The sequence below is a fragment of the Micromonospora sp. WMMC415 genome (genome assembly GCF_009707425.1).
GTDB lineage: Bacteria > Actinomycetota > Actinomycetes > Mycobacteriales > Micromonosporaceae > Micromonospora.
This window is the reverse complement of the sequence record NZ_CP046104.1, coordinates 3,818,859-3,842,359: the sequence shown is the minus strand read 5'-3', so window position 1 is coordinate 3,842,359 and position 23,501 is coordinate 3,818,859. Positions and strand designations below refer to the sequence as shown.

The window sequence follows — 23,501 nt, the reverse complement described above, 5'->3', positions numbered from 1 at the left end:
CTCACGGAGGGCGACCCGACACCCGTGCCCTCACACCGCCAGGGCGGCCCGGACCGCGGCGCCCGCGCCGGCGCCGGCGTCGCCGGCCGACGTCACCCGACCGGATTCCAGCACGTGGTAGCGGTCGGCCACCCGCAGCGCGAAGCCCAGGTGCTGCTCGACGAGCAGCACACTGATGCCGGCCTGCCGAGTGAGCCCGACGATCCGGTCCTGGATCTCGGTCACCACGGACGGCTGGATGCCCTCGGTCGGCTCGTCGAGCATCAGCAGCCGGGGCCGGGTGATCAGGGCCCGGGCCAGGGCGAGCTGCTGCCGCTGCCCGCCGGAGAGCAGGCCGGCGCGTCGCCGCAGCAGCGGCCGCAACGCCGGGAAGAGGTCCAGCGCGTCGGCGGTGGCTGCCGCGCCGTCGCGCCGCCCGTCGGCCACCAGTCGCAGATTCTCCCCCGCCGTCAGGTGCGGGAAGCACTGCTGCCCCTGCGGCACGTACGCCAGCCCGCGCGCCACCCGCCGGTGCGGGGCGAGCCGGGTGACGTCCTCGCCGTCCAGCTCGACTGTGCCGGCGTGCGGACGCAGCAGCCCGGCGGCCACCCGCAGCAGGGTGCTCTTGCCGGCCCCGTTGTGACCGAGCACGGCGACCACGCCGTCGGTGGGCACCGCCAGGTCGACGCCGTGCAGCACCCGGCTGTGGCCGTACCCGGCGGACACCCCGCACAGTGCCAGCATCACGCCTCACCTCCGCTCGAACCGCTGTCGACCGGGTGGCCGAGGTAGACCTCCTGTACCCGGGGGTCGGCCTGCACCTGCGCCACGGTGCCCTCGCTGAGCACCCGGCCGGCGTGCAGCACGGTGACCGTCCGGGCGAAGCGGCGCAGGAAGTCCATGTCGTGCTCGATCACCACCACCGTGCGGTCGCGGCTCACCGTCTCCAGCAGAGCGCCGGTGGCGTCGCGCTCCTCGTGGCTCATCCCGGCGACCGGTTCGTCCAGGAGCAGCAACTTCGCGTCCTGCATCAGCAGCATCCCGATCTCCAGCCACTGCTTCTGGCCGTGGGCGAGGGTGCCGGCGAGCCGGCCGGCGTGCCCGGCCAACCCGACGGTGTCCAGCGCCGCGGCCACCTCGTCCGGCACCCCGCGCCGCCGCCGGGCCAGCGTCCCCCAGCTCCGCCGCGCTCCGGCCGCGATGTCGAGGTTCTGCAGGACGGACAGCTCCTCGAAGACCGACGCGGTCTGGAAGGTCCGACCCACCCCGAGGCGGCTGATCCGGTGCACCGGCCGGCCCAGCAGCTCGTGTACACCGAAGCGCACCGAGCCGGTGGCCCGAGCCAGCCCGGTGACCGCGTCGACCAGGGTGGTCTTGCCGGCCCCGTTGGGACCGATGAGGAACCGGATGTCCCCGGGCGGTACCTCCAGGCTCACCCCGTCGACGGCGGTGAAACCGTCGAAGCTGACCCGCAGGTCGCGGATCACCAGCCCGTCCGGCCCGCTCACGCCGCCGCCTCCGTCCGGCGCCGGCGCAGCCGGGTCAGCGGCCCGCCGCCGGTGCCGCGCCGGCGGCTGCACAGCGCCGCCAGGCCACCCGGAAGGAACGCCACGACCAGCACGAACAGGCCGCCCTGCAGGTACGTCCAGGTGCCCGGGAACCGCTCGGACAGGGCGGTCCGCGCCCACGCCACCGCGACTGCGCCGAGCACCGGGCCGAGCAGGGTGGCCCGACCGCCGACGGCGACGCCGATGACGAACTCGATGGACGGGACGATCCCGATCAGCGCCGGCGAGATGATGCCGACCGCCGGGACGAACAGCGCCCCGGCCAGGCCGGCCATGCCGGCGGCGGTCACGTAGGCGACCAGCTTGACGGTGGCCGGGTCGTAGCCGAGGAAACGGACCCGCTCCTCGCCGTCGCGGACCGCGACCAGCAGTTCGCCGTAGCGGCTCTGGATCAGCTGGCGGGCCAGCCACAGCAGCGCCAACAGGGCGGCGGCGATGAGGAAGTAGACCGTCCGCTGGTTGACCGGGTCGTCCAGGTCGTAGCCGAAGAAGCCCTGGATGTCGGTGAGCCCGTTGGTGCCTCCGGTGGTGCCCTGCTGGCCGATCAGCAGGATCACCATGGCGGCGGCGAGGGCCTGGCTGAGGATGGCGAAGTACGCGCCGCGTACCCGCCGCCGGAACACCAGCGACCCGAGCCCGAAGGCGACCGCCATCGGCAGCAGCACCGTCGCCGGCAGGGCGAACCACGGGCTGGCGAACGGACGCCACCACAGCGGCAGCTCGTCGAGTTGCCCGTACAGCTGCATGAAGTCGGGCATCTGGCCCGGACCCGCGTCGGCGAGCTTGAGGTGCATGGCCATCGCGTAGCCGCCGAGTCCGAAGAAGACGCCCTGGCCGAGGGTGAGCAGGCCGCCGCGGCCCCAGGCGATGCCGATGCCGATCGCCACCACGGCCAGGCACAGGTACTTGGCCAGCAGCGACAGCCGGAAGTCGGACAGCGCCAGCGGCGCGGCGGCGAACAGCAGGACGGCGCCGAGCGCGAACCCGACGGCGGTCCGCAGCCGGCCGGCGCGGCGGCCGCGGCCGGGGCGTGGGCCGGCGGCCGGGGCGGCGTCGACGGCGGTGGTGGCGGGCGGTCCGGCGAGGGCGGTCATGCCAGGCTCCTGGTACGCAGGGTGAACAGGCCCTGGGGGCGCCACTGGAGGAACGCGACGATGGCGATGAACACCATCACCTTGGCGACGCTCAGGGTGGTGAGGTACTCGCCGGTGGCCTGGAGGACGCCGAGCGCGAACGCCACGATCACGCTGCCCTTGAGCTGGCCGATCCCGCCGACCACGACGACCAGGAAGGCGTCGATGATGAGGTTGGTGCCCATGGTGGGCCCGATCGGGCCGAGCAGGGTGAGCGCGACGCCGGCGACACCGGCCAGGCCGGAGCCGACGAAGAAGGTGATCCGGTCCACCCGGGCGGTGGGGATGCCGGAGACGGCGGCGAGGTCGCGGTTCTGCACGACGGCGCGGATCCGCCGGCCAAGCGGGGTGAGTCGCAGCGCCAGGGTCAGCGCCGCCACGGCGGCCAGCGCCAGGACGAGGATGAACACGCGGTTGTTCGCGACGGTCACCCCGCCGGGCAGCGCGACGTTGCCGGTGAGCGGCTCCGGTGCGCGGGTCTGTACGTTGGGGCTGCCGAAGACGTCCCGGGCAAGTTGCTGGAGGATCAGCGACACGCCCCACGTGACCAGCAGGGTGTCCAGCGGGCGGGCGTAGAGGCGGCGGATCAGCAGCGCCTCCAGCAGCACGCCCATCGCGCCGGCCACCACGAACGCGACCGGCAGCGCGACCAGCAACGACCAACCGGCGCCGGTGATGATCTGCTGCAGGACGTAGGTGGTGTAGGCGCCGGCCATGATGAACTCGCCGTGGGCCATGTTGATCACATTCATCTGGCCGAAGGTCAGCGCGAGGCCGAGCGCGATGAGCAGCAGCACCGCGCCGATGCTGATGCCGGTGAAGAGTTGGCCGAAGAGGACTGTCACGGTGCGCACTCCGAACGGGTGGGGTGGCCCGGGCGGCAGGGCCGCCGCCCGGGCCACGTCGGTCAGCTCAGGCCGCTCGCCCAGGGGTAGCTCTTGAGGTACGGGTCCGGCTCGATCGGCTGGCCGGAGTTCCACACCTCGGTGATCAGCCCGTCCGCGCCGATCTTGCCGATCCGGGCGGTCTTGGCGATGTGCTGGGTGGTGCCGTCGACGGTGACCAGGCCCTCCGGCGCCTCGAAGGTGATGCCGTCGGCGGCGGCGCGCACCTTCTCCACGTCGAAGCTGCCGGCCTTCTCGACCATCGCCTTCCACAGGTGGACCGAGACGTACGCGGCCTCCATCGGGTCGCTGGTCGGCTTGTCCGCGCCGTACTTCTTCTTGTACGCGGCCACGAACTTCTCGTTCGCCGCGCCCGGCGTGGTCTGGTAGTAGTTCCAGGCCGTCAGCTGGTCCTTGAGGTACTGCGTGCCGATGCCCTTGACCTCCTCCTCGGCGATCGACACCGACACCACCGGCAGGCTGGCGGCGGTGAGCCCGGCGGAGGTGTACTCCTTGAAGAAGGCGACGTTGCTGTCCCCGTTCAGCGTGTTGAAGACGGCGTTCGCGCCGGACGATTTCACCTTGTTGACGATCGTGCCGAACTCGGTGGACCCGAGCGGGGCGTAGTCCTCCCCGGAGACGGTCATTCCGTTCGCTTCCGCGTACGCCTTGATGATTTTGTTGGCCGTCCGCGGGAAGACGTAGTCGCTGCCCACGAGGTAGACCGACTTCACGCCCTGGGCCTTGAGGTAGTCGAGCCCGGGAACGATCTGCTGGTTTGTGGTCGCGCCGGTGTAGAAGATGTACGGCGACTGTTCCAGGCCCTCGTACTGGACGGGATAGAACAGCAGTGCCTTGTTCTTCTCGAAGACCGGCTTGACCGCCTTGCGGCTGGCCGAGGTCCAGCAGCCGAAGACCGCGGCGACCCGGTCCTGGCTGATCAGTTTCTCCGCCTTCTCGGCGAAGGTGGGCCAGTCCGAGGCGCCGTCCTCGCCGACCGGCTCGATCTTCTTGCCGAGGACCCCGCCGGCGGCGTTGATCTCCTCGACGGCGAGCAGGATCGCGTCTCGGACGGTGACCTCGCTGATCGCCATGGTGCCGGAGAGCGAGTTGAGCAGTCCGACCTTCACCGTGTCGCCAGAGACGTCGGCGCTGACGCCCGCGGCGGTGTCGGTGTCGGTGGTCTTGCTGCCGCACGCGGCCAAGGCGGCCGCGGCGACCAGGGTCATGGCACCCGCCAGGATGCGGCGGCCCCGGATCAGTGACATCGGTTCTCCTTGCACAGAAGCGTGGAGCAGCGGTCTGGTGCGCCGATCAGTTGTCGGCGATCGTTTCGGCGATGTCGTGGTTGACGTCGGTGTCGCGGTGCGGTCCGTTGTGGATGGTGTCGGCGGCGAGCGGTCGGCGGGTGGACACCGGCCGGGCGCCGCGCATCGGATATCGGGCAGGGAAAGCTTCGATCCGCTTCGTTGCGCGGATGTTTCCCGCTCCTCAATTGACTGTTTCCGATCGCCTTCGGATCGGCACGAAGAATGCCGGCGCCACGCCGACGGAAAATCGGCGTACGGGCACCGGCATGCAAATTCCCGACGCTCTCGGCGGCAATTACCGCCTCGCGTCACGGCGCGCGTGAATTCCGGATCCATCCTGGATGCTTCACGCAGGAAGCATCTTAGGCGGCCGATGGGTCGGCCTGTCAAGGCACCCGGGTCACAGCTCGGCCAGGACGGTGAAGTCCAGCCTGTCCGCCTCGGCCAGGTAGATGCGCTGGCGGACGTGCCGGCGCCGCAGGCGCAGCTCGCCGCGCGGCCCGTCGTACGACACCACGTCGGCGGACGCCTCCACCGCGCGTACGTCCAGCGTGCCGGCCTTCGCGATCAGCGCGGCGAGCAGCATGACCCCCTCGTAGCAGGACTCCCCCAGGCTGCCCAGCGGCGGCGCCTCCACCCCGAACCGCCGCCCGAACGCGCCGTGGAAGTCCAGGTTCTCCGGGGTGACCAGGCCGGCGAAGAAGCCGGCCGTGCTGAACAGCCGCCGGGTGGCGGTCGCCCCGCTGGCCAGCAGCATGTTCTCGTCCATCAACGTGCTCAGGCGCAGGCACCGCTGGTCCAGACCGGACCGCGCGAACGCCCGGTTGAAGCGCACCGCGTCCGCGCCGACCAGGAGCATCAGCACCGTGTCGGCGTCGCTGCGCTCGATCCGGCCCAGCACCTCGGCGAACGCGTGCGTCTCCAGGGGCAGGAAGTGCTGCCCGACGACGCGGCCGCCGCTGCGCAGTGCGTACCGCCGGGCCGCCCGCGCCGTCCGTCGCGGCCACACGTAGTCGTTGCCCACCACGAACCAGCGCCGCGCCCCCAGCTCGCCGGCGAGCAGCCGCATCGCGGGCCAGAGCTGCGCGTCCGGCGTCTCGCTGGTGAGGAAGACCCCTTCGGTACGCTCGCCGCCCTCGTACAGTGCCGTGTAGACGTACGGCACGCGGTGCGCGATGCGCGGGGCGACCGCCTGGCGCACCGAGGAGATGTGCCATCCGGTGACGCCCTGCACGGCGCCCACCGAGACCAGCGCCTCCACCTCGGCGGCCACCTCGGCCGGGGGCGCGCCGCCGTCCACCGGCACCAGCCGCAGTTCCCGGCCCAGCACCCCGCCGCGGCGGTTCACCTCCTCCACCGCGAGCTGCGCGCACAGCTCACAGCTCGGCCCGAACATCCCCGCCGGCCCGCGCATCGGGTAGACCAGCGCGACGCTGACCACGTCCCGGTCGACGGTGAGCCAGGACGCCCCGGCGGTGCGGCGCTCCCCCGCCCACGGGCGCCCGGACCCCGGAACCGGTGCGGACATGAACATATGGTGGCCGTACGCCATCGGCGCTGACCAGCGCTCCCCACCCAGCGGGACGGCTCGGTACGATGGCGGAGCCACCGCCAGGCGGGAGAGCCATGTCTGACCGTCCCGGAACGCCAGCCGACCTGCTTCGGCTGCTCACCCGCGCCGAACGCCTCCTGTCGCACCGAGTCGGCGCGCTCCTCGCCGCCGAGTCGCTCAGCATCGAGGCGTGGCGCGTGCTCTGCCTGCTCTCCGACGGCCTCGGCCACCCGATGACCGAGGTGGCCGCCGAGGCGTCCCTGCCCCCGGGCACGCTGACCAAGCTGGTCGACCAGCTCGTCGACCGCAACCTGGTGTTCCGCCGGGTCGACCCGCTCGACCGGCGCCGCATCCGCGCGTACCTGACCGCCCGGGGGCGGCGCGAGCACGAGCGCGTCGACGGGTTGGTCCGCGCCAACCTGGCCGAGCTGGCCACCTCCGCCAACGCCGACCTGGCCCGCCACCTCGACGCCCTGATCGGCCGGTTGGACCCGGCCCGCCGCCCCGTCCCGGCCACCGCCTGACCGTCAGGCTTCGGTTTCCCGGCTCATCCGGGCCGGTGAACTGAGTCCTCTCCGTCCCGGATCGCGTTCCGTACCTCCTCATTCGCCGACGTCGGGTCGTAACCGGTGGCGCGGAGCAGGTCGCTCGCGGCGGTGCGGAGCTGGGTCACCACCGCATCTCCGAAGTCGTTGACTCCCCGGGCTCGGGCTCGTCCGGCCGCCTGCACCGCATCGCGTACCTTCTGCTTGGTCCCCTCGGGGGGACGCCCGGCCCGGTGCTCGCGGCGCAGCGACTCGACCCCGTCGGCGAGGTGGCCGACGCCCACGGACAGGTCGGGTTGGATCGGCTCGTCGTACTGCAGCGCCAGCGCCGACCGGCGGGCCAGCCCTCGACTGTGTTCGATGACCCGCTCCAGGTAGACGGTCGCGTGGGCGAAGCGCTCCACATCCTGGCGGCGCCGCCAGCGCGCCGGCGCCAGGCTGACCACCTCTTCGGCGCCGCTGAGCGCCTGGTGCATCCGGTCGAGGTCGGGTCCCAGGCCGCGGAGCGTGTCCAGCGCCCGGACCGCCCGCTGCTGATCGTGGGTCGCCAGCGCTGAGCTGACCTCCCTCAGCTGGTCGGCGAGGCACCCGTAGATCGGGGCCGCGTCGCGGTCGAGGATCCGCATCGGGTTGATCGGCAGCAGCAACATGACCACCACGAGTCCGACGGCGCTGCCGACCGCCGCCTCGACGATCCTCGGCCATTCGAGGTTCTGCTGCGCCGGTGCCAGGGTCGCCAGCAGCACCGCCGTACCGCCGGCCTGCCCGACGGCCGACCCGCTGCCCCCGAACAGCAGGAGCGTGGTCAGGATGGCGCAGGCGACAACGAAACCGGTCTGCCAGAAGCCGGTACCCAGAAGTGTCAGCAGGAAGTCGGTGGTGACGATACCCAGTCCGACGCCGAGCAGCAGTTCGCCGGTGCGGCGGGCACGCTGGCCGAGCGCGGCGACGATCGTACCCACCGCGGCGGAGGGCGCGAAGACCGGCGAGGAGTTGCCCAGCACGTCGTGGCCGATCCACCAGGCCAGCGCGGCGGCGAGCCCCGCCTGCAGAGAGATCACCAGAGCGACCTCGAGCTGGTGCAGCCGCAGCCGACCCGCCTGGCCACCTCGACCCCGGGCCCGGCCCGCGGCGACCTTCACCTGCTCAGCCCCGCGATCGAGCCGGGACCGGTCAACGTGTCGCCGGTGGTCGTCAGCACTCACCGACCACTCGTACCATGCGGCGGTCCACGGAGTCCGGCCAACCGAGGAGGCCACCACAGGTGACTATCGCCGTGTGCCCGCGGGCGGATCAGATCGGCGGCGTCAGGCTCTCCCGCAGGGTGTGCGCGTCTCGGGCCGTCGCGGTCCACAGGGTGGCCCGGCCGCCGGCCAGCGGCAGCCGGGCGACGGCCCCGCCCACGGTCACCAGGGGCGGCCCGGCCGGCCGGCCCGGATCCACCACCAGCAGTGTGCCGGTGGCCGGCGCGCCGTCGAGCACGGCCGGCCCGGACCAGCCGGGCGCGTCCGGCCCGACCGCGAGGGACTGCCGCAGCAGGGGACGGCCCCCGTGGTCCACGCTGGTGCGGACAACCGCGTCGCCGGACGGCTCGCCGTGCCGGCCGCAGACCAGCTCGTCCCGCCAGAGCAGCGTCCCACCGTCGGCCACCTCGACGCTGGAGTCCGCGACGTGCGCGCAGCCGGCCACCGCGACCAGCTGCTCGGGCAGCCAGTGCAGGCTGGCGCCGGCCGCCACACTCGCCCGGACCCGCATCCGGGAGACGGCGCCGGGGTGGCCGGGCTGGGCCACCGAGGCGGCCACCGTGTGCACCCGGACCGCCGCGCCAGGCCCCACCTCGACGTCGAGCCGCAGGTCGTCGCCGGCGAGCGGCCCGGCCGCCCCGCCGACGACATACACCGTCACGCCACCGGCCCGGCCGGGCACCTGGCGCAGCAGCACCGGGGGTTCCCCGCGCAGCTCCGGCAGGATGGTGCGACCGCGACCGTCGGTCCGGGCGACCAGCCGGGCGGTGGCCCGCATCAGGCCGGTCCGGCGGGCACGGCGACGGACACCCGGTGGTGCGCCACCTCGTGACGGATCCAGTTGGCGACCCGCACGGCCAGCGGGTCCTGTGCGATGGAGAGGAACACCGTGGGCAGGTCGCCCCGCCGGGCCCGGGCGTCCCGGTCCATCACGGACAGATCCGCGCCGACCATCGGCGCCAGGTCGGTCTTGTTGATGACCAGCAGGTCGGCGGCGGTCACCCCCGGCCCGCCCTTGCGGGGCACCTTGTCCCCGCCGGCCACGTCGACCACGAAGATCTGCCGGTCCACGAGGCCCCGGCTGAAGGTGGCGGTCAGGTTGTCCCCGCCGCTCTCCACCAGCACCAGGTCCAGCGGGCCGACCGCCTCGGCCAGCTCGTCGACGGCGTCCAGGTTCGCACCGATGTCGTCGCGGATCGCGGTGTGCGGGCAGCAGCCGGTCTCCACCGCGCGGATCCGCGCCGGGTCGAGCACCCCGGCCCGCTTGAGGAAGTCGGCGTCCTCGGTGGTGTAGATGTCGTTGGTGACCACGCCCAGCCGCAGTTCGCCGGCGAAGGCCCGACAGAGCGCCGCGACCAGGGCGGTCTTGCCGGAGCCGACCGGTCCGCCGATGCCGACCCGCAGCGCACGGCCGGCGGGGGCGAGCGGCGCGTGCGGGTCGACGCCGGGCTCGGGATGGGTGTGCGGAACGGACTCGTCGTGCTCGATCTCAGGACGCAAAGAGACGCACCTCCCAGGTGGCGTGGACTTCGGCATGGATGTCGGCGAGCGGCGCGGCGGCGGCCGGCAGCTCCGCCGGCGGGCCGTCGGCGGCCCGCCCCGCGTCGGCGGCGGTGGCGTCGCAGGCGCCCGCCAGGGTGACCAGCAACGCCTGGACCTGGTACGGGTCGAGGCCGAGCAGCCGCACCCCGGCGCTGGCCGCACCGGTCACCGTCCCGTAGGCGGCGGCCAGCGCGGTGTCGGCCCGGCTCAGCCCGGCGGCAGCGCCGAGCAGCCCGAACACCAGCGGCTGGTGCGGGCCCACGCCGCCACCCGGCAGGTCGCCGAACGGGGCGTCCGGCCAGATCGCCCGCCCGGCGCGCAGCAGCGCCCGGCCCTGCCGGCGGGACACCGTCCGCAGCGCCGGTGCGGCGGTACGCGCGTCCAGCTCGGCGTCCAGCACGGCCAGGACGGCCGCCCGGTCGCCGGCCGGGACGGCCCGGTGCGCCGCCGCCGCGAACGCCGCGCCGACCAGCCCCGCGGTGGCGAGCCGACCGCGCAGGAACGCCGCGAGGGTGGCCAGGTCGGTGACCCGACCGGCGGCGACGGCCGCCTCCAGGCCACCGGAGTGGGCGTGCGCCCCGGCGGGGAAACGCCCGTCGGCGAGGAGCAGGAGCAGGCTGCGCGTGCCCATCAGAACAGGAAGTACCGCTGGGACATCGGCAGCTCCGGCACCGGATCCGGCTCCACCACCGCCCCGTCGACGCGGACGGTGAAGGTGTCCGGATCCACCTCGATGTGCGGCATCGCACCGTTGTTCGGCAGGTCGGCCTTGCCCCGCGACCGCACGTCGGCCACCGGGACGACCCGCCGCCGTACGTCCAGCCGCAGCCCGGCGTCGAGCGCGGCCGGCGCCACGAAGGCGAGGCTGGTGGCGGCGGGCGCCACGCCGTAGCCGCCGAACATCGGGCGCGGCAGCATCGGCTGCGGCGTCGGGATCGACGCGTTCGCGTCGCCCATCTGGGCGTACGCGATGAAGCCGCCCTTGAGCACCAGGTGCGGGCGGACGCCGAAGAAGGCCGGATCCCACAGCACCAGGTCGGCGAGCTTGCCCGGCTCGACCGAGCCGATCTCACCGTCCAGGCCGTTCGCCATGGCCGCGCAGACGGTGTACTTCGCGACGTACCGCCGGGCCCGGTGGTTGTCCGCCGCGCCGTCGCCGGGCAGCGCGCCGACCCGGGCCTTCATGACGTGCGCGCTCTGCCAGGTCCGCAGGATCACCTCCCCGACGCGCCCCATCGCCTGCGCGTCCGAGCCGATGATCGAGATCGCGCCCAGGTCGTGCAGCAGGTCCTCGGCGGCCATCGTGGACGGTCGGATCCGGCTCTCGGCGAACGCCAGGTCCTCCGGCACCGCCGGATTGAGGTGGTGGCAGACCATCAGCATGTCCAGGTGCTCGGCCAGGGTGTTGCGGGTGTACGGGCGGGTCGGGTTGGTCGACGACGGCAGCACGTTCGGCTCGCCGGCCACGGTGATGATGTCCGGCGCGTGGCCGCCGCCGGCCCCCTCGGTGTGGTACGAGTGGATGGCCCGCCCGCCGATCGCCCGCAGCGTGTCGGCCACGAAACCGGCCTCGTTGAGGGTGTCGGTGTGGATCGAGACCTGCACGCCGGAGGCGTCGGCCACCCGCAGGCAGGCGTCGATCGCGGCGGGCGTCGTGCCCCAGTCCTCGTGCAGCTTGAAGCCGCCGGCCCCGGCCCGCAACTGCTCCCACAGCGCCTCGGTGGAGACCGTGTTGCCCTTGCCGAGCAGCAGCACGTTCACCGGGAACGCGTCGAGGGCCTCGTGCATCCGGGCCAGGTGCCAGGCGTTCGGGGTGACCGTGGTGGCCCGGGTGCCCTCGGCCGGCCCGGTGCCCCCGCCGACCAGGGTGGTGATGCCGCTGGCGAGGGCCTCGGTGACGATCTGCGGGCAGATGAAGTGGACGTGGGTGTCGACCGCCCCGGCGGTGAGGATGCGACCGTTGCCTGCGATCACCTCGGTCGCCGGACCGATCACCAGGTCGGGATGGACACCGTCCATGGTGTCCGGGTTGCCGGCGCGGCCCAGCGCCACGATCCGCCCGTCGCGGACACCCACGTCGGCCTTGACCACGCCCCAGTGGTCCAGCACCACCGCACCCGTGATCACCGTGTCGAGGGCGCCGTCCGCGCGGGTCGCCCGGGACTGGCCCATCGACTCGCGGATGACCTTGCCGCCGCCGAAGACGGCCTCGTCGCCGCCGGCGCAGTGGTCCTGCTCCACCTCGATCAGCAGGTTGGTGTCGGCCAGCCGGATCCGGTCACCGGTGGTCGGCCCGTACAGGGCGACGTACCGGTCCCGTGCGACCGCGCTCATGCGGTGGGCCCTCCGTTCGTACCGTCGGAGCGGTCGTCGGAGTCGGCGGCGCGACCCCGGGCGCGGCCGTCGAGCGGGCCGGCGCAGGCACCCCGCAGGCCGGGCACGACCCGCGCGCCGCCCAGCGGGACCAGGTCGACCTCCCGGCTGACACCCGGTTCGAAGCGCACCGACGTCCCCGCCGGCACCGCCAGCCGGTGCCCCCAGGCGGCGGCCCGGTCGAAGCGCAGCGCCGGATTCGCCTCCGCGAAGTGGTAGTGCGACCCCACCTGCACCGGGCGATCGGCGGTGTTGACGACGAGCAGGGTGGTCACCGGCCGCCCGGCGTTGATCTCGACCGGACCGGGAGCGGGCAGGACCTCGCCCGGGATCACGGGATCGGGTGGTGCACCGTCACCAGCTTGGTGCCGTCCGGGAACGTCGCCTCCACCTGCACCTCCCTCAGCAGCTCGGGGACGCCGTCCTGCACGTCGTCCCGGCCGAGGACGGTGCGCCCGGCGGACATGAGGTCGACCACGGTGCTGCCGTCGCGGGCCCCCTCCAGCAGGAAGGCGGTGATCACCGCGACGGCCTCGGGGTAGTTGAGTCGCAGGCCACGGTCGCGCCGCCGGCGCGCGACGTCGGCCGCGACGTGGACGAGCAGGCGGTCCTGCTCGTGCGGGGTGAGATACACGGGTGCTCCCGGTGGGGTCGGTGCGTCCCGGCCCGGAACCGGGCGCACGGCGCCCAGGGCTCACGAGCTGGGGATCACACGGACGCTGACCGGCGCCGGCGGGACGATCCCGGGACTCCACCATCCCGGGCCGCTTACGCGCCACCCAGCGGTCGTCGGCTGCGGACCGCACCGCGCCACCGCTGAGCAGACCGTAGAGGATGCGTGGCCGGCGGAGCAACCAGCGGAATGCGCAGGACCGGGTGACTCGTCGCCGGCATCCGGCCGATGGCCGGTCCGGAGCATTGAGTTGACCTGCGTGGCCTGTCCGGTCGGTAACGCCGTGGCCGGGTGGAAGGAAGGGCCCCTGCTTAACGCCTCGCGTTGTAGAAGGGGCCCTTCCTAACACCTCAGGCGGCTGAGCCCGGCCGGCGGCCAGGCTCCGGTCACGAGGGCCGGTTGCGCTCCTGGCTGAGGCGCTCGTCGAGGCGGCCCAGCTCGTAGATGGCGTTGAGGTCGGTCGGCAGCCGGGACACGTTGTCCGGTGCCGGCTCCGGGTCCGGGCCGGTGGGACCAGGCGCGGCGGCGGAGCGTTCCGGCGCCACCGGGGCTCCGGCTGGGACCCTGCGCCGCCGCAGGGCCAGCAGCACCGGTACGGCCGCCACGCCGACGGCGAGGGCGTACACGAGGAGCCGGCCGGTTTCGCCGCCGCTGTCCACCGCCGGACCCGGCAGTGCCTCCGGCGGATCGCTCGCGGCCGACCCGGTCGGCGTCGGCTCACCCGGGGCGCGGACGCCCGCGCCGCCGCCGGTGCGGCCCGGCACCGCGTGAGCACCGTCGGAAGTGGGCGCTGCCGGCTGGGCCGAGGCCGTCGCTGCCGGCTCCCCGGAGGTCCCGGGCGCCGAGGGCGTGCCGGCGCTCGGCGTGGCACCCGGCGACGGGCTGCTGCCACCGTCGAGCAGATCGCCCACCAGCCCCCCGACTCCGCCGAGCAGACCCCCGACCACCCCGCCAGAGGGCGACGGCTCGGGCGAGACGGAGGGCGTCGGGGCGGGAGCGAGCGCCAGGGTGAGAGCGAGCGCGGCCACGGCAGGCATGTTCACCTCGGAGGGATCGGGCGTGGTCCGCACCGTACCGCACTCCGTGAGCGGACGGTGACACCACACCGGCCCTCCGGGGCGTTAAGAAGGGCCCCTTCTACAACGCGATGCGTTAAGAAGGGGCCCTTCCTTACCGTCAGGCGGGGAGGCCGCCGACCTGGGTGTTGATCCAGGAGCGGATCGACGGCAGGTCACCGTAGATGGACGGGCCGGTGGCGCAGGTCGCGTTGTTGTTGCCCGACCGGCTGGTCGCGCCGATCAGGTTCCACACACCGCCGATCCGGCGCACCTGCGGGCCGCCGGAGTCGCCGTAGCAGGCGCCGGAGTTGCCGCCGGTGTTGTTGGTGCAGATCTCGTACGGACCGTTGATGCCGATGCAGCGGCTGTCCGACACGATCGAGGTGTCCAGCTCGTGCGCGATGGTCGGCGCGGAGCCGCAGCCCCGGTTCGGGCAGGTCAGGCCCCAGCCGATGATGCGGGTGGCGGTGCCGACCGCACCGGAGGTCGTCGGGATCGGCGCCGGGGCGTACGAGACCGAGCTGGACAGGGCCAGCAACTTGACGTCGATCGTCGGGTGGCTGACCGAGCGGCTGACCCGGACCACCGTGCCGCCGCTGGTGCGGTTGACGCTGCCGACGCGCACCGAGGACGGCGTCGGGCAGTGCCGTGCGGTGACCACCCAGTTCGCCTTGATCAGCGTGCCGGTGCAGCCGGACGTGTAGACCAGCCACGGGTAGTTCTCGGTGGCCGGCCGCCCGCCCACCACCAACGGCGTGACATCGTCGGAACCCCAGGTGAAGGTGCCGGTGGTCACCGTCGCGCGGCTGCCGGCGAACAGTGAGTTCACCCGCGAGGCCTCGGCGCTGCTGGGGTACGCGTTGCGGCACGAGACCGGTGCGCTGCTGCCGGACATGAGGTCGGAGCAGAGGCCGGTACGCCGGTCGGGCAGGCCGAGGATGTGGCCGAACTCGTGGCTCGCGATGCGCGTGCGGTCGTACCCCTGGTTCACCGCGGTCCAGCCCATCCAGATGCGGCCGGAGCCGAGTCCGGTGACCTGGGCGCGCGGCCACCCGCTGTCGACGTAGATGGTGACGTTGCCCGGCGTACGCGGGACCAGCCGGACGTTGCTGACCGAGCTGTTCCAGATCTGGGCGGCCTGGTCGAAGTTCGTGCGGAACTCGCCGGCCCGGCTCGCGTCGTAGTAGACGGTGCGGGCGGCGGAGGCCGGCGCACCGGTGGCGACCTGCACCCCGGCCGCCGCGAGCACCGCCGCCAGCACGGCTCCGGCCGCGCGCAGCAGTTGTCGTCTGAGCATCTCACTCCCCTGTCGTCGGCGGCAGCGCCGCCATCCATCGATGTACGTGGATGTTAGATCGACCTACGCCGATGTCCCGACATAGCGGAAGAGTCATACCGGCCGACGCGCCCTGGTCCACGCGCGCCCACCCGCAGCGGGCCCCACTCACTGTTACGTGGCCGTTACGCCACGGCGAAGGTGGCGTGGCGCACCGCCGCCACGGTGAAACCGGGTCCCGCGAGAAGCGCGACCGACGACACCGGGACCGGCGACGACGCCGGACCGTCGGCATCCCGGCGGTGGGCCGGGAACAGCCACGAACGGCAGGAGGAGACAGATGCGGATCAAAAGTGGACTCATGGTCCTGGTGGTCGTACTCACCGGACTGGTCGCCGGCGCGGGCACCGGCACGGCCGCGCCGACCGGCACGACGAAGGCGGCGGCGACGGGCTCGCCGTACTGCGGGATCACCTGGGGCAGCCTGACCAAGTCGGCGGGTTCGCTGAGCACCGCCCCACTGGTCGACGTGCGGACCGGGCGGCACGACTGCTACGACCGGGTGGTCTTCGAGTTCGCCGGCCCGGTGACCGGCTACACGGTCGCCTACGGCGAGACCTGGACCGAAGGCGAAGGACTGCCGCTGTCGCCGTACACCGCCGGGGACGAACTGCTGCGGGTCTCGTTGCAGGCCCCCGCGTACGACGACGAGCACGTCGCCACCGTCCCGTACCGGGTCGGCGAGCACACCGCCAACCTGCTGCGCCACCGCACGCTGCGCGACGTCGTGTTCGGCGGCAGCTTCGAGGGCTACACCACCTTCGCGGTCGGGGTGCGGGCACGGCTGCCGTTCCGGGTGTTCGTCCTGGCCGGCCCCGGTACGCACAGCCGGATCGTCCTCGACGTGGCCCACCAGTGGCAGGAGTGACGACGGCGGAGGGTCCGGCGCCGCCCGGACCCTCCACACCGGCCGTTTCGCCAGGTCAGCCGGGGCCCCAGCGGGGCTACGCTCAGCGCATGGAAGGCCGGGTGCTGGTCGTCGAGGACGATGCCTCCATCCGTGAGGTCACCGCCCTCGGCCTACGGCGCGCCGGCTTCCGGGTGGACACCGCCGTCGACGGCCGGTCGGGGCTCGCGGCGTGGCGCGCCCGGCCGGTCGACCTGATCGTCCTGGACGTCATGCTGCCCGGCCTGGACGGCTTCGAGGTCTGCCGGGAGATCCGGCGGACCAGCCAGGTCCCGATCCTCATGCTGACCGCCCGGACGGACACCATCGACGTGGTCGTCGGCCTCGAATGCGGGGCCGACGACTACCTACGCAAACCCTTCGACCTGCCGGAACTGGTCGCCCGGGTCCGCTCGGTGCTCCGGCGGGCCACCACCGCGCCGGCCCCCGGCACCATCGAGATCGGTGGGCTGGAGATCGACCCGGCCAGCTTCGTCGCCCGCAAGGACGGGCGGGACCTCGCGCTGACCGCCACCGAGTTCCGGCTGCTCCTGGAGCTGGCCCGCCGGCCCGGCCAGGTCTTCACCCGGGAACTCCTGCTGGAACGGGTGTGGAACCACGACTTCCTCGGCGACTCCCGGCTGGTCGACGTGGCGGTGCAGCGGCTGCGCGCCAAGGTCGAGGACGACCCGGCGAACCCCCGGCTGGTCCGGACCGTCCGGGGCGCCGGCTACAAGTTGTCACCGACGTGAGGGAGGTGCCCGGTGCGGACAGCGGACCCGGTCGTCCCCGGTCGCCTGCGGCGCCGGCTGACCGTCGCGTTCGTCCTCGTCGCCGGTGTCTCCGCCGGGCTGCTCGCCGGCGGGTCGTACGCGCTGCTGCGCCAGGCCCGCTTCGACGCCTCGGTGCAGCAGGCCGCCGCCGACGCCCGCTACCAACTGGTGCTCGCCGGGCAGTTCGTGCCGCTGACCGCGCAGCGCCGGGCCGACCTGCTCACCAGCTTCGAGCGCAGCGGCCGGCACGTGGTCCTCGTCGACGGCGAGGCGTACCCGTCGAACCCGTCGTACGCGCCGGCGCCGGGCGCGGGGCTGCGGGCGACCGTGGCGGCCGGCCAGCTCGGCTACGAGCGGTCGGCGCCGCAGGCCCGACCCCGGCTGCTGGTGGTCGGCGGTCGCGTCCCCGGCTCGACCGCCGAGCTGTACGTGGTCACCGTGGAGGACGACATCGCCGCCGGCCTCGACCAGCTCCGTACCGCCCTGCTCGCCGGCTGGGTGCTGGTCGTGCTGCTCGCCGCCGCGGTGGGGCACACCCTCGCCCGCCGCACCCTCGACCCGGTCGGCCGGGCCAGCCGGGCCGCCCGCGCGCTCACCGAAGGGCTGCTCGCCACGCGGCTGCCGGTACGCGGCCGGGACGAGTTCAGCGTCTGGGCGGCCTCGTTCAACGAGATGGCCGAGGCGCTCCAGGACCGGATCGAGGCCCTGTCCCGGGCGCAGGCCCGGGAGCGGCGGTTCACCGCCGACGTCGCACACGAGCTGCGTACCCCGGTCACCGCCCTGGTGGCCGCGGCCTCGCTGCTCGGCGACCACCTGGACCGGCTGCCCGACGACGCCCGGCGCGCCGGGGAGCTGCTCGTCACCGACGTGGTCCGGTTGCGCCGGCTGGTCGAGGACCTGATGGAGATCTCCCGCCTGGACGCGGGGCGGGAGGCGCTCGCCGTGACCACCGTGGACCCGGCCGCCCTGCTGCGGTCGATCCTGCGGGCGCGTGGCTGGGCGGACCAGGTGACGGTCGACGCGGCGCCCGTCGACCTGCGCACCGATCCCCGCCGGCTGGAACGGGTCGTCGCGAACCTGGTCGCCAACGCGGTCGAGCACGGCGGCGGCCACGTGCGGGTGGGCGTCCACCGTGCCGGCCCGGAGGTCGTCTTCGACGTCACCGACCAGGGTCCGGGCATCCCCGCCGAGCACCTGCCCCGGCTGTTCGAACGCTTCTACAAGGTCGATCCGGCCCGCTCCGGGCGCGGCAGCGGGCTCGGCCTCGCGATCGCGTGGGAGAACGCCCGCCTGCTCGCCGGCCGGTTGAGCGTGTCGAGCGTCCCCGGCGCCGGTACGACCTTCCGGCTGGCGGTCCCGCAGGCGCCGCCCGACGCCGCCGGGCCACCGCACGAGACCGGGCCCGCGAGAGACAGCGTGCCGCGGAGCCGCGGCGACATCGCGCCGGCCGACGCGATCGGGAAGGCCGGCACGCGACAGGAGAGAGCGCAGCCGGGAGGTGCGCCATGAGGCGAGGTGCGATCGCGCTGACCGTCGCCGCCCTGCTCGCCGTCGGTGGCTGCGCCGAGCCCCGGTCCGGCTCGCTGGGGCCGGCACCGACCGCGGCGCCGCCGGCCGCGTCGACCCCGCCCGGCGCCGTCACCCCCGCGCCGTCGAGCACCGGCCCGGGCCCGACCGGCCCCTCCGGCCCCGGTGCGGCCACCACGCCGCCGGCTCCGACCGGCCCCACGGCAGCGCCGACCGGCACGGTCACGATCGAGCTGTGGTACGTCCGCGACGGCCGGATCGCCCCGACACGGCGTACCCGTCCGGCCACCGTGGCCACGTCCCGCCTCGCGCTGACCGAACTGGCGACCGGGCCGACCGCGGCCGAGCGCGCCACCGGCCTGGCCACCCTGGTGCCCGCCGGCACCGAGGTCAGCCGGATCGCGGACGGGACCGCCGTGCTCGGGGTGCTGCCGACCACGGGCGGGCCGGCGGCGGTCCGGCTGCGCGAGGCCCAGGTGGTCTGGACGCTCACCCAGTTCCCCACCGTGCGGCGGGTCCGCTTCGGCACCGCAGGCCCGGTCGACCGCACCGACTACGCCGACCTGCTGCCACCGATCGTCGTGACCACGCCCCTCATCGGTGCGCGGGTCACCAGTCCGGTCACGGTCGCCGGAACCGCCGACGTGTTCGAGGCGACGGTCAGCGTCCGCGTCCTCGACGCCGGCGGCCGGGAGATCGCCACCACGTTCACCACCGCCACCTGCGGCACCGGCTGCCGGGGCGACTACCGGGTGGCGGTGAGCTACCGCGTCGACCGGGAACAGGCCGGCACCGTCGAGGTGTACGAGGTGTCCCCGGCCGACGGCTCACGGACCAAGGTCGTGGCGGTCCCCGTACGCCTCACGCCCCGCCGCTGAGCCGGGTGGACTCGTCTCGGTTGAAGATGCCCCGGGCTCAGCTGTCATCGGCCAGCTCTGAAAGTTCCACCAACGGCAGCCTTTCGGCCAACCCGGTCCACCCTGCTCGTCGAGCGGTGCGGAAACGGTGGCAGAGACAGCAAACAACGTCACACTTCGCAATTTCCGCCATGAGCCGGCTCTTGCCAATGCCGTTTCGCGCCTCCGCGATCGAGAAAGACTCGCCCTCGCGGTGGTCAAATTCCATAGCAAAGAACGGGAACTCCATGCCGCAGTCAGCGCAGGGTATGGCCTTGAGCTTTGCTAGCATCTCGGCGCGTTCTCGACGGCGCCTTGCGTTTCTCCGCCTGTAGACATCCCTTTTGTTCTCGTACCATCGACGCCGCGCCGCGCGTGCAGCTTCAGGATTCCTGCCGACGCCGGTGCCGCGATTCCAGCCCTGCCCCTTGAAGTGGGAGACGTATAGCCCCAGATGTTCCGTCCTGGCCTTGAGAGCCCGGAATGAATTTCCCCCGGTACTGATACGCAGTCGCAGGGCGACTTGCCGCCAGGAGGTGACCGCGGCTATTGCTTCCTTGAGGTCCTCGTCGTTCCACCGAGGCTTAACGCCAGGCATGCCCTCCCCCGGGTTGAAGTTGGTGTCACTGTGGACATCGACGCCGCGATCGCTAGGCCCGATGCTAGACAACAACCATGAATAGTTCAGCCCGCATCACCGGTCCGTGTGGATTACTTGTGCCGCCGCCCCAAGCAGGAGTCGGACAAGGTCTCTCCGGTTTTGTGGACCGCCGCTCTCTCCGCTGAGCCAATGCGGGCGGCCGGCGCCCGCCCCCCGACGGGCGCCGGCACGGTGTGTCAGCCCTTCACGCAGACCACCTGCTTGAGGTGCGCCACCACCTCGACCAGGTCCTCCTGCTGCGCCATCACCTCGGTGATGTCCTTGTACGCGCCCGGGATCTCGTCGACCACCCCGGCGTCCTTGCGGCACTCGACGCCGGCGGTCTGCGCGGCCAGGTCGGCGGTGCTGTACGTCCGCTTCGCCTGGGCCCGCGACATCCGCCGCCCCGCGCCGTGGGACGCCGAGTGGTACGCGTCCGGGTTGCCCCGTCCCCGCACGATGTACGAGCCGGTCCCCATGGAGCCGGGGATGATGCCCAGCTCGCCCCGGCCCGCCCGGATCGCCCCCTTGCGGGTGACCAGCAGGTCGACCCCGTCGTAGGTCTCCTCCGCCACGTAGTTGTGATGGCAGCTCACCGGCTCGTCGTACCGCACCTGCGGGAACCGCTCGCGGACGACCTCGCAGAGCACGGCGAGCATGACCGCCCGGTTGCGCCGCGCGTACTCCTGCGCCCACCACAGGTCCCGGCGGTACGCGTCCATCTCCGGCGTGCCGGCGAGGAACACCGCAAGGTCCCGGTCGGGCAGGTCGGCGTTGTGCGGCAGGTGCCGCGCCACCGCCATGTGCCGCTCGGCCAGTTCCTTGCCGATGTTCCGCGACCCGGAGTGCAGCATCAGCCAGACCCGGCCGGCGTCCGCGCCACCCTGCTCCAGGCAGACCTCCACGAAGTGGTTGCCGCCACCGAGGGTGCCCATCTGCCGCCGCGCCCGGGTCTCCAGCTGGGCCACCCGGCGGTCCAGGTCACCGAACCGCCGCCAGAAGTCGTCCCACCCGCGCTGCTCCAGCCCGCGGATCCGCCGCGGATCCACCGCGTCGTCGCGCTGGGCGAAGCCGACCGGAATCGCCGCCTCGATCGCGGACCGGAGGTCGGCCAGGTCGTCCGGCAGGTCGTCCGCGGTGAGCGAGGTCCGGACCGCGGACATGCCGCAACCGATGTCCACACCGACCGCGGCCGGCGACACGGCCTGCCGCATGGCGATGACCGAACCGACAGTGGCGCCCTTGCCGAAGTGGACATCCGGCATGACGGCCACGCCCTCGACCCAGGGCAGCGCACCGATGTTGCGCAGCTGGCGGGCCGCCTGCGGCTCGATGCCGTACGGGTCGGTCCAGACCCGGACCGGCGCCCGGGTGCCCGCCAGCGGGGTGAAGCCCATCGTCGTCTCCTCGTGTCGTAAAACTGTTAAGAGGGGACCCTTCCGCTACCGGAGGCGTTAACAAGGGGCCCTTCCTTACACCTCGGGCAGGAAAAAGCCGCCCGGACCCGGTGGGGTGGGCGGCGGTGGGCTCCCTCGGCTCGGTGCGGGCTCGCGGCGAGGACCCTACGGCCGGCGTGGGGTGACCGCAATGGATATTGGCCGGGCCGGCGGCGATAGGGTCGTGCCCATGCGGACCAAGCAGGAGCTGGGCGCGGCCATCCGGCGGGACCGGCGGGCCGCGCTGGTCATCAACGCCCGCTCCCGGCGGGGTCGGCAGCACTACGAGCGGGCACGGGCGCGGCTGGTCGAGTCCGGTTTCGACCTGCTCGGCACGTACCCGGTCGACCGGCCCGGGCAGTTGGAGGAGAGCCTCGCCGAGGCGGTCGGCCTCGGGCCGGACCTGCTCGTCGCCGGCGGCGGCGACGGCACGCTGAGCACCGCCGCGCGGCTGCTCGCGCACCGGGACGTCGCGCTCGGCGTGCTGCCGCTGGGCACCACCAACAACTTCGCCCGCACGCTCGGCCTCCCGCTCGACCTGGACGCGGCCGTCGCGGTGCTCACCGACGGGAAGGTGGTCGACGTCGACCTCGGGCTGGTGGGCAACCTGCGGTTCGCCAACCACGTCGGCGTGGGCCTGTCCGCCGACGTGATGGCCAGCACGCCGCCGCGGCTCAAGCGGCTCGGCGGCCGGCTCGCGTACCCGGCGACGGCCCTGGCGCTGCTGGCCCGCCACCGTCCGCTACGGGCCAAGGTGCGGGCCGAGGGGCGGGAGCACGAGTTCGTCACCCACCAGCTGTACGTGGCCAACGGCGGCTTCCACGCGGGCCGGCCGATCACGGCGGACGCGAACGCGGACGACCGGTTGCTGGTCGCGTACCCGGTGGGCGGTCCACACCGGCGCGACCTGTTGCGCGACACCGCCCGCAACGCGGCGACCGGGCACCGCCGCACCCTGGGTGACGATCCGTTCCTCGCGGTGGGTCAACTCTGGCTGGAGACGGACCGGCCGGCGCCGGTGGAGGTCGACGGCGAGTTGTACGGCGAGACCCCGATCCGGATCGGCCTGGACGCCAACGCGTTGCGGGTGGTGGCAGCCGCCGACAGCGCCGACCGCTGAACCGCGCCGTACCGGCTAGGCGTCGGTGCCCGTGGCCCGAAGGATGCGCCCGCCACCCCGGCGTGCACCGCGTAGCATCGGCTGCCGTGGCCCTGCTGCGCGTTGACTTCCACTCCGACGTCCTCGGCCTCTCGACGTCGATGACGGTGATCCTGCCGCAGCGCACGGCCTCGCAGATCGGCATGGCCGGCGTCGCGCCGGCCGGTGACCCGCCGGTGCTCTACCTGCTGCACGGCCTCACCGACGACGACACGATCTGGCTGCGGCGCACGTCGATCGAGCGGTACGTGGCGCCGCTCGGCCTGGCCGTGGTGATGCCCCAGGCGGGGCGCAGCTTCTACCGCGACGAGGAGCACGGCAACCGGTACTGGACGTTCCTCACCGAGGAACTGCCGGCGGTCTGCGACGACTTCTTCCGCCTGTCCCGCCGGCCGGAGGACACGTACGTCGCCGGCCTGTCGATGGGCGGGTACGGGGCGGTGAAGTGGGCGCTGCGCCACCCGGACCGGTTCGCGGCGGCGGCGAGCCTGTCCGGCGCGCTGAACGTGGCCAGCCGCCGGCACCACCCCACCCGGCCGGTCGACCCCGGCGTGTGGCACACGGTGTTCGGGGAGCGCGCGGTCGCCGGCACCGACGACGACACGGTGGCGCTGCTCGACCGGTACGCGGGCGGGCCGGCGCTCTACGTCGCCTGCGGCACGGACGACTTCCTGTACGAGGACAGCCTGCGCTTCGTCGACGTCGCCCGCGCGCGGGGTGTGCCGCTGACCGTGGACTTCTCCCCCGGCGACCACGACTGGGCGTACTGGGACGCGAAGATCCAGGACGTGCTCGCCTGGCTGCCGCTGCGCGAGCGGCCCACCGGCTGAGCGAGCGGCCGGCTGAGCGAGCGGCCGGGTGAGCCGCCGGCGGCGTGCGCAGGCGGAGCGGTCGGCGGTGGCCGGCCGACGTCGTGCCCGGTTCCACCGTTCGGCCGCCGGTTGACCGCAGGCGCTACGCTGACCGGCGGTGTGCCGGGAAGTCTGG

24 protein-coding genes are annotated in these 23,501 nt (G+C 73.5%); 7 read left to right on the top strand and 17 right to left on the bottom strand.

Annotated elements, in window-relative coordinates; genetic code table 11:
* Nucleotides 1-30 precede the first annotated feature (30 nt).
* The 6 genes from GKC29_RS18085 to GKC29_RS18060 all read right to left on the bottom strand — a co-directional run bounded on the left by GKC29_RS18085 (nt 31) and on the right by GKC29_RS18060 (nt 6,402).
* Entirely contained in the window at nt 31-723 is a 693-nt protein-coding gene (locus GKC29_RS18085; protein ID WP_155331950.1) for an ATP-binding cassette domain-containing protein, read from the bottom strand.
* The gene (gene urtD / locus GKC29_RS18080) at nt 723-1,487 is read right to left on the bottom strand and encodes an urea ABC transporter ATP-binding protein UrtD (RefSeq protein WP_155331949.1); all 765 of its coding nucleotides are present in this window, start codon (nt 1,485-1,487) and stop codon (nt 723-725) included. Before urtD ends, GKC29_RS18085 begins: the two co-directional genes overlap by 1 nt.
* Nucleotides 1,484-2,641, bottom strand: coding sequence for an urea ABC transporter permease subunit UrtC (gene urtC / locus GKC29_RS18075; protein WP_155331948.1), 1,158 nt, complete (start codon nt 2,639-2,641; stop codon nt 1,484-1,486). The genes urtD and urtC overlap by 4 nt, the downstream gene beginning before the upstream one ends.
* Nucleotides 2,638-3,525 carry an urea ABC transporter permease subunit UrtB gene (gene urtB, locus GKC29_RS18070; protein ID WP_155331947.1) on the bottom strand — a complete coding sequence of 296 codons (888 nt, stop codon included), beginning with the start codon at nt 3,523-3,525 and terminating at the stop codon, nt 2,638-2,640. The genes urtC and urtB overlap by 4 nt, the downstream gene beginning before the upstream one ends.
* A gap of 62 nt (nt 3,526-3,587) precedes the next feature.
* Entirely contained in the window at nt 3,588-4,832 is a 1,245-nt protein-coding gene (gene urtA, locus GKC29_RS18065) for an urea ABC transporter substrate-binding protein (protein WP_155331946.1), read from the bottom strand.
* Between the two features lie 442 nt (nt 4,833-5,274).
* Complete coding sequence (locus tag GKC29_RS18060) at nt 5,275-6,402, bottom strand: substrate-binding domain-containing protein (protein ID WP_230688684.1); 1,128 nt, start codon at nt 6,400-6,402, stop codon at nt 5,275-5,277.
* A 98-nt stretch (nt 6,403-6,500) separates the two neighbouring features.
* Between GKC29_RS18060 and GKC29_RS18055 the strand changes: the two genes are divergently transcribed.
* The gene (locus GKC29_RS18055; protein ID WP_155331944.1) at nt 6,501-6,950 is read left to right on the top strand and encodes a MarR family winged helix-turn-helix transcriptional regulator; all 450 of its coding nucleotides are present in this window, start codon (nt 6,501-6,503) and stop codon (nt 6,948-6,950) included.
* Between the two features lie 23 nt (nt 6,951-6,973).
* On the opposite strand, the gene GKC29_RS18050 is transcribed toward GKC29_RS18055, so the two are convergent.
* The 9 genes from GKC29_RS18050 to GKC29_RS18010 all read right to left on the bottom strand — a co-directional run bounded on the left by GKC29_RS18050 (nt 6,974) and on the right by GKC29_RS18010 (nt 15,158).
* Complete coding sequence (locus tag GKC29_RS18050) at nt 6,974-8,032, bottom strand: aromatic acid exporter family protein (RefSeq protein ID WP_230688683.1); 1,059 nt, start codon at nt 8,030-8,032, stop codon at nt 6,974-6,976.
* Nucleotides 8,033-8,264: 232 nt separating this feature from the next.
* A complete protein-coding gene (locus tag GKC29_RS18045) occupies nt 8,265-8,993 on the bottom strand; it encodes an urease accessory protein UreD (protein WP_155331943.1) in 729 nt (242 codons plus the stop codon).
* Nucleotides 8,993-9,751, bottom strand: a complete 759-nt coding sequence (ureG, locus tag GKC29_RS18040) for an urease accessory protein UreG (RefSeq protein WP_370463264.1) — start codon at nt 9,749-9,751, stop codon at nt 8,993-8,995. Before ureG ends, GKC29_RS18045 begins: the two co-directional genes overlap by 1 nt.
* On the bottom strand, nt 9,705-10,388 hold the full coding sequence (locus GKC29_RS18035) for an urease accessory protein UreF (protein WP_155331941.1): 684 nt from the start codon (nt 10,386-10,388) through the stop codon (nt 9,705-9,707). Before GKC29_RS18035 ends, ureG begins: the two co-directional genes overlap by 47 nt.
* Nucleotides 10,388-12,091 carry an urease subunit alpha gene (locus GKC29_RS18030; protein WP_155331940.1) on the bottom strand — a complete coding sequence of 568 codons (1,704 nt, stop codon included), beginning with the start codon at nt 12,089-12,091 and terminating at the stop codon, nt 10,388-10,390. Before GKC29_RS18030 ends, GKC29_RS18035 begins: the two co-directional genes overlap by 1 nt.
* Nucleotides 12,088-12,465: an urease subunit beta gene (locus tag GKC29_RS18025; protein WP_155331939.1), complete on the bottom strand. Its 378-nt coding sequence runs from the start codon at nt 12,463-12,465 to the stop codon at nt 12,088-12,090. The genes GKC29_RS18030 and GKC29_RS18025 overlap by 4 nt, the downstream gene beginning before the upstream one ends.
* A complete protein-coding gene (locus tag GKC29_RS18020) occupies nt 12,462-12,764 on the bottom strand; it encodes an urease subunit gamma (RefSeq protein WP_155331938.1) in 303 nt (100 codons plus the stop codon). Before GKC29_RS18020 ends, GKC29_RS18025 begins: the two co-directional genes overlap by 4 nt.
* A 425-nt stretch (nt 12,765-13,189) precedes the next feature.
* A complete protein-coding gene (locus GKC29_RS18015; protein ID WP_155331937.1) occupies nt 13,190-13,831 on the bottom strand; it encodes a hypothetical protein in 642 nt (213 codons plus the stop codon).
* 148 nt (nt 13,832-13,979) lie between these two features.
* On the bottom strand, nt 13,980-15,158 hold the full coding sequence (locus GKC29_RS18010) for a snapalysin family zinc-dependent metalloprotease (protein ID WP_155331936.1): 1,179 nt from the start codon (nt 15,156-15,158) through the stop codon (nt 13,980-13,982).
* A gap of 319 nt (nt 15,159-15,477) precedes the next feature.
* Here GKC29_RS18010 and GKC29_RS18005 point away from each other — a divergent pair, with 319 nt between their 5' ends.
* The 4 genes from GKC29_RS18005 to GKC29_RS17990 all read left to right on the top strand — a co-directional run bounded on the left by GKC29_RS18005 (nt 15,478) and on the right by GKC29_RS17990 (nt 19,261).
* Nucleotides 15,478-16,065, top strand: coding sequence for a hypothetical protein (locus GKC29_RS18005; RefSeq protein ID WP_196255644.1), 588 nt, complete (start codon nt 15,478-15,480; stop codon nt 16,063-16,065).
* Nucleotides 16,066-16,154: 89 nt separating this feature from the next.
* Entirely contained in the window at nt 16,155-16,835 is a 681-nt protein-coding gene (locus GKC29_RS18000) for a response regulator transcription factor (RefSeq protein ID WP_155331935.1), read from the top strand.
* 12 nt (nt 16,836-16,847) lie between these two features.
* Nucleotides 16,848-18,365, top strand: coding sequence for a HAMP domain-containing sensor histidine kinase (locus GKC29_RS17995; protein ID WP_155331934.1), 1,518 nt, complete (start codon nt 16,848-16,850; stop codon nt 18,363-18,365).
* Nucleotides 18,362-19,261, top strand: coding sequence for a Gmad2 immunoglobulin-like domain-containing protein (locus GKC29_RS17990; protein WP_155331933.1), 900 nt, complete (start codon nt 18,362-18,364; stop codon nt 19,259-19,261). Before GKC29_RS17995 ends, GKC29_RS17990 begins: the two co-directional genes overlap by 4 nt.
* 37 nt (nt 19,262-19,298) lie before the next feature.
* Here GKC29_RS17990 and GKC29_RS17985 read toward each other — a convergent pair whose 3' ends face one another.
* On the bottom strand, nt 19,299-19,529 hold the full coding sequence (locus tag GKC29_RS17985) for a hypothetical protein (protein WP_155331932.1): 231 nt from the start codon (nt 19,527-19,529) through the stop codon (nt 19,299-19,301).
* A gap of 587 nt (nt 19,530-20,116) precedes the next feature.
* Complete coding sequence (locus GKC29_RS17980; RefSeq protein ID WP_155331931.1) at nt 20,117-21,316, bottom strand: RtcB family protein; 1,200 nt, start codon at nt 21,314-21,316, stop codon at nt 20,117-20,119.
* A 229-nt stretch (nt 21,317-21,545) separates the two neighbouring features.
* On the opposite strand from GKC29_RS17980, the gene GKC29_RS17975 reads away from it, so the two are divergent.
* Together GKC29_RS17975 and GKC29_RS17970 are read left to right on the top strand one after the other, a co-directional pair.
* A complete protein-coding gene (locus tag GKC29_RS17975; protein ID WP_155331930.1) occupies nt 21,546-22,475 on the top strand; it encodes a diacylglycerol kinase family protein in 930 nt (309 codons plus the stop codon).
* An 86-nt stretch (nt 22,476-22,561) separates the two neighbouring features.
* Entirely contained in the window at nt 22,562-23,344 is a 783-nt protein-coding gene (locus tag GKC29_RS17970; RefSeq protein WP_155331929.1) for an alpha/beta hydrolase family protein, read from the top strand.
* Nucleotides 23,345-23,501 lie beyond the last annotated feature (157 nt).

What these genes read in the sequence shown, in the direction of transcription:
- GKC29_RS17980 (WP_155331931.1), bottom strand. Translation starts at nt 21,316, where the DNA reads ATGGGCTTCACCCCGCTGGCGGGCACCCGGGCGCCGGTCCGGGTCTGG.
- ureG (WP_370463264.1), bottom strand. Translation starts at nt 9,751, where the DNA reads ATGCCGAAGTCCACGCCACCTGGGAGGTGCGTCTCTTTGCGTCCTGAG.
- GKC29_RS18030 (WP_155331940.1), bottom strand. Translation starts at nt 12,091, where the DNA reads ATGAGCGCGGTCGCACGGGACCGGTACGTCGCCCTGTACGGGCCGACC.
- GKC29_RS18005 (WP_196255644.1), top strand. Translation starts at nt 15,478, where the DNA reads ATGCGGATCAAAAGTGGACTCATGGTCCTGGTGGTCGTACTCACCGGA.
- GKC29_RS18085 (WP_155331950.1), bottom strand. Translation starts at nt 723, where the DNA reads ATGCTGGCACTGTGCGGGGTGTCCGCCGGGTACGGCCACAGCCGGGTG.
- GKC29_RS18045 (WP_155331943.1), bottom strand. Translation starts at nt 8,993, where the DNA reads ATGCGGGCCACCGCCCGGCTGGTCGCCCGGACCGACGGTCGCGGTCGC.
- GKC29_RS18035 (WP_155331941.1), bottom strand. Translation starts at nt 10,388, where the DNA reads ATGGGCACGCGCAGCCTGCTCCTGCTCCTCGCCGACGGGCGTTTCCCC.
- GKC29_RS18000 (WP_155331935.1), top strand. Translation starts at nt 16,155, where the DNA reads ATGGAAGGCCGGGTGCTGGTCGTCGAGGACGATGCCTCCATCCGTGAG.
- urtC (WP_155331948.1), bottom strand. Translation starts at nt 2,641, where the DNA reads ATGACCGCCCTCGCCGGACCGCCCGCCACCACCGCCGTCGACGCCGCC.
- GKC29_RS17975 (WP_155331930.1), top strand. Translation starts at nt 21,546, where the DNA reads ATGCGGACCAAGCAGGAGCTGGGCGCGGCCATCCGGCGGGACCGGCGG.
- GKC29_RS18010 (WP_155331936.1), bottom strand. Translation starts at nt 15,158, where the DNA reads ATGCTCAGACGACAACTGCTGCGCGCGGCCGGAGCCGTGCTGGCGGCG.
- GKC29_RS17985 (WP_155331932.1), bottom strand. Translation starts at nt 19,529, where the DNA reads ATGGAGTTCCCGTTCTTTGCTATGGAATTTGACCACCGCGAGGGCGAG.
- GKC29_RS17990 (WP_155331933.1), top strand. Translation starts at nt 18,362, where the DNA reads ATGAGGCGAGGTGCGATCGCGCTGACCGTCGCCGCCCTGCTCGCCGTC.
- GKC29_RS18060 (WP_230688684.1), bottom strand. Translation starts at nt 6,402, where the DNA reads ATGTCCGCACCGGTTCCGGGGTCCGGGCGCCCGTGGGCGGGGGAGCGC.
- urtA (WP_155331946.1), bottom strand. Translation starts at nt 4,832, where the DNA reads ATGTCACTGATCCGGGGCCGCCGCATCCTGGCGGGTGCCATGACCCTG.
- GKC29_RS18055 (WP_155331944.1), top strand. Translation starts at nt 6,501, where the DNA reads ATGTCTGACCGTCCCGGAACGCCAGCCGACCTGCTTCGGCTGCTCACC.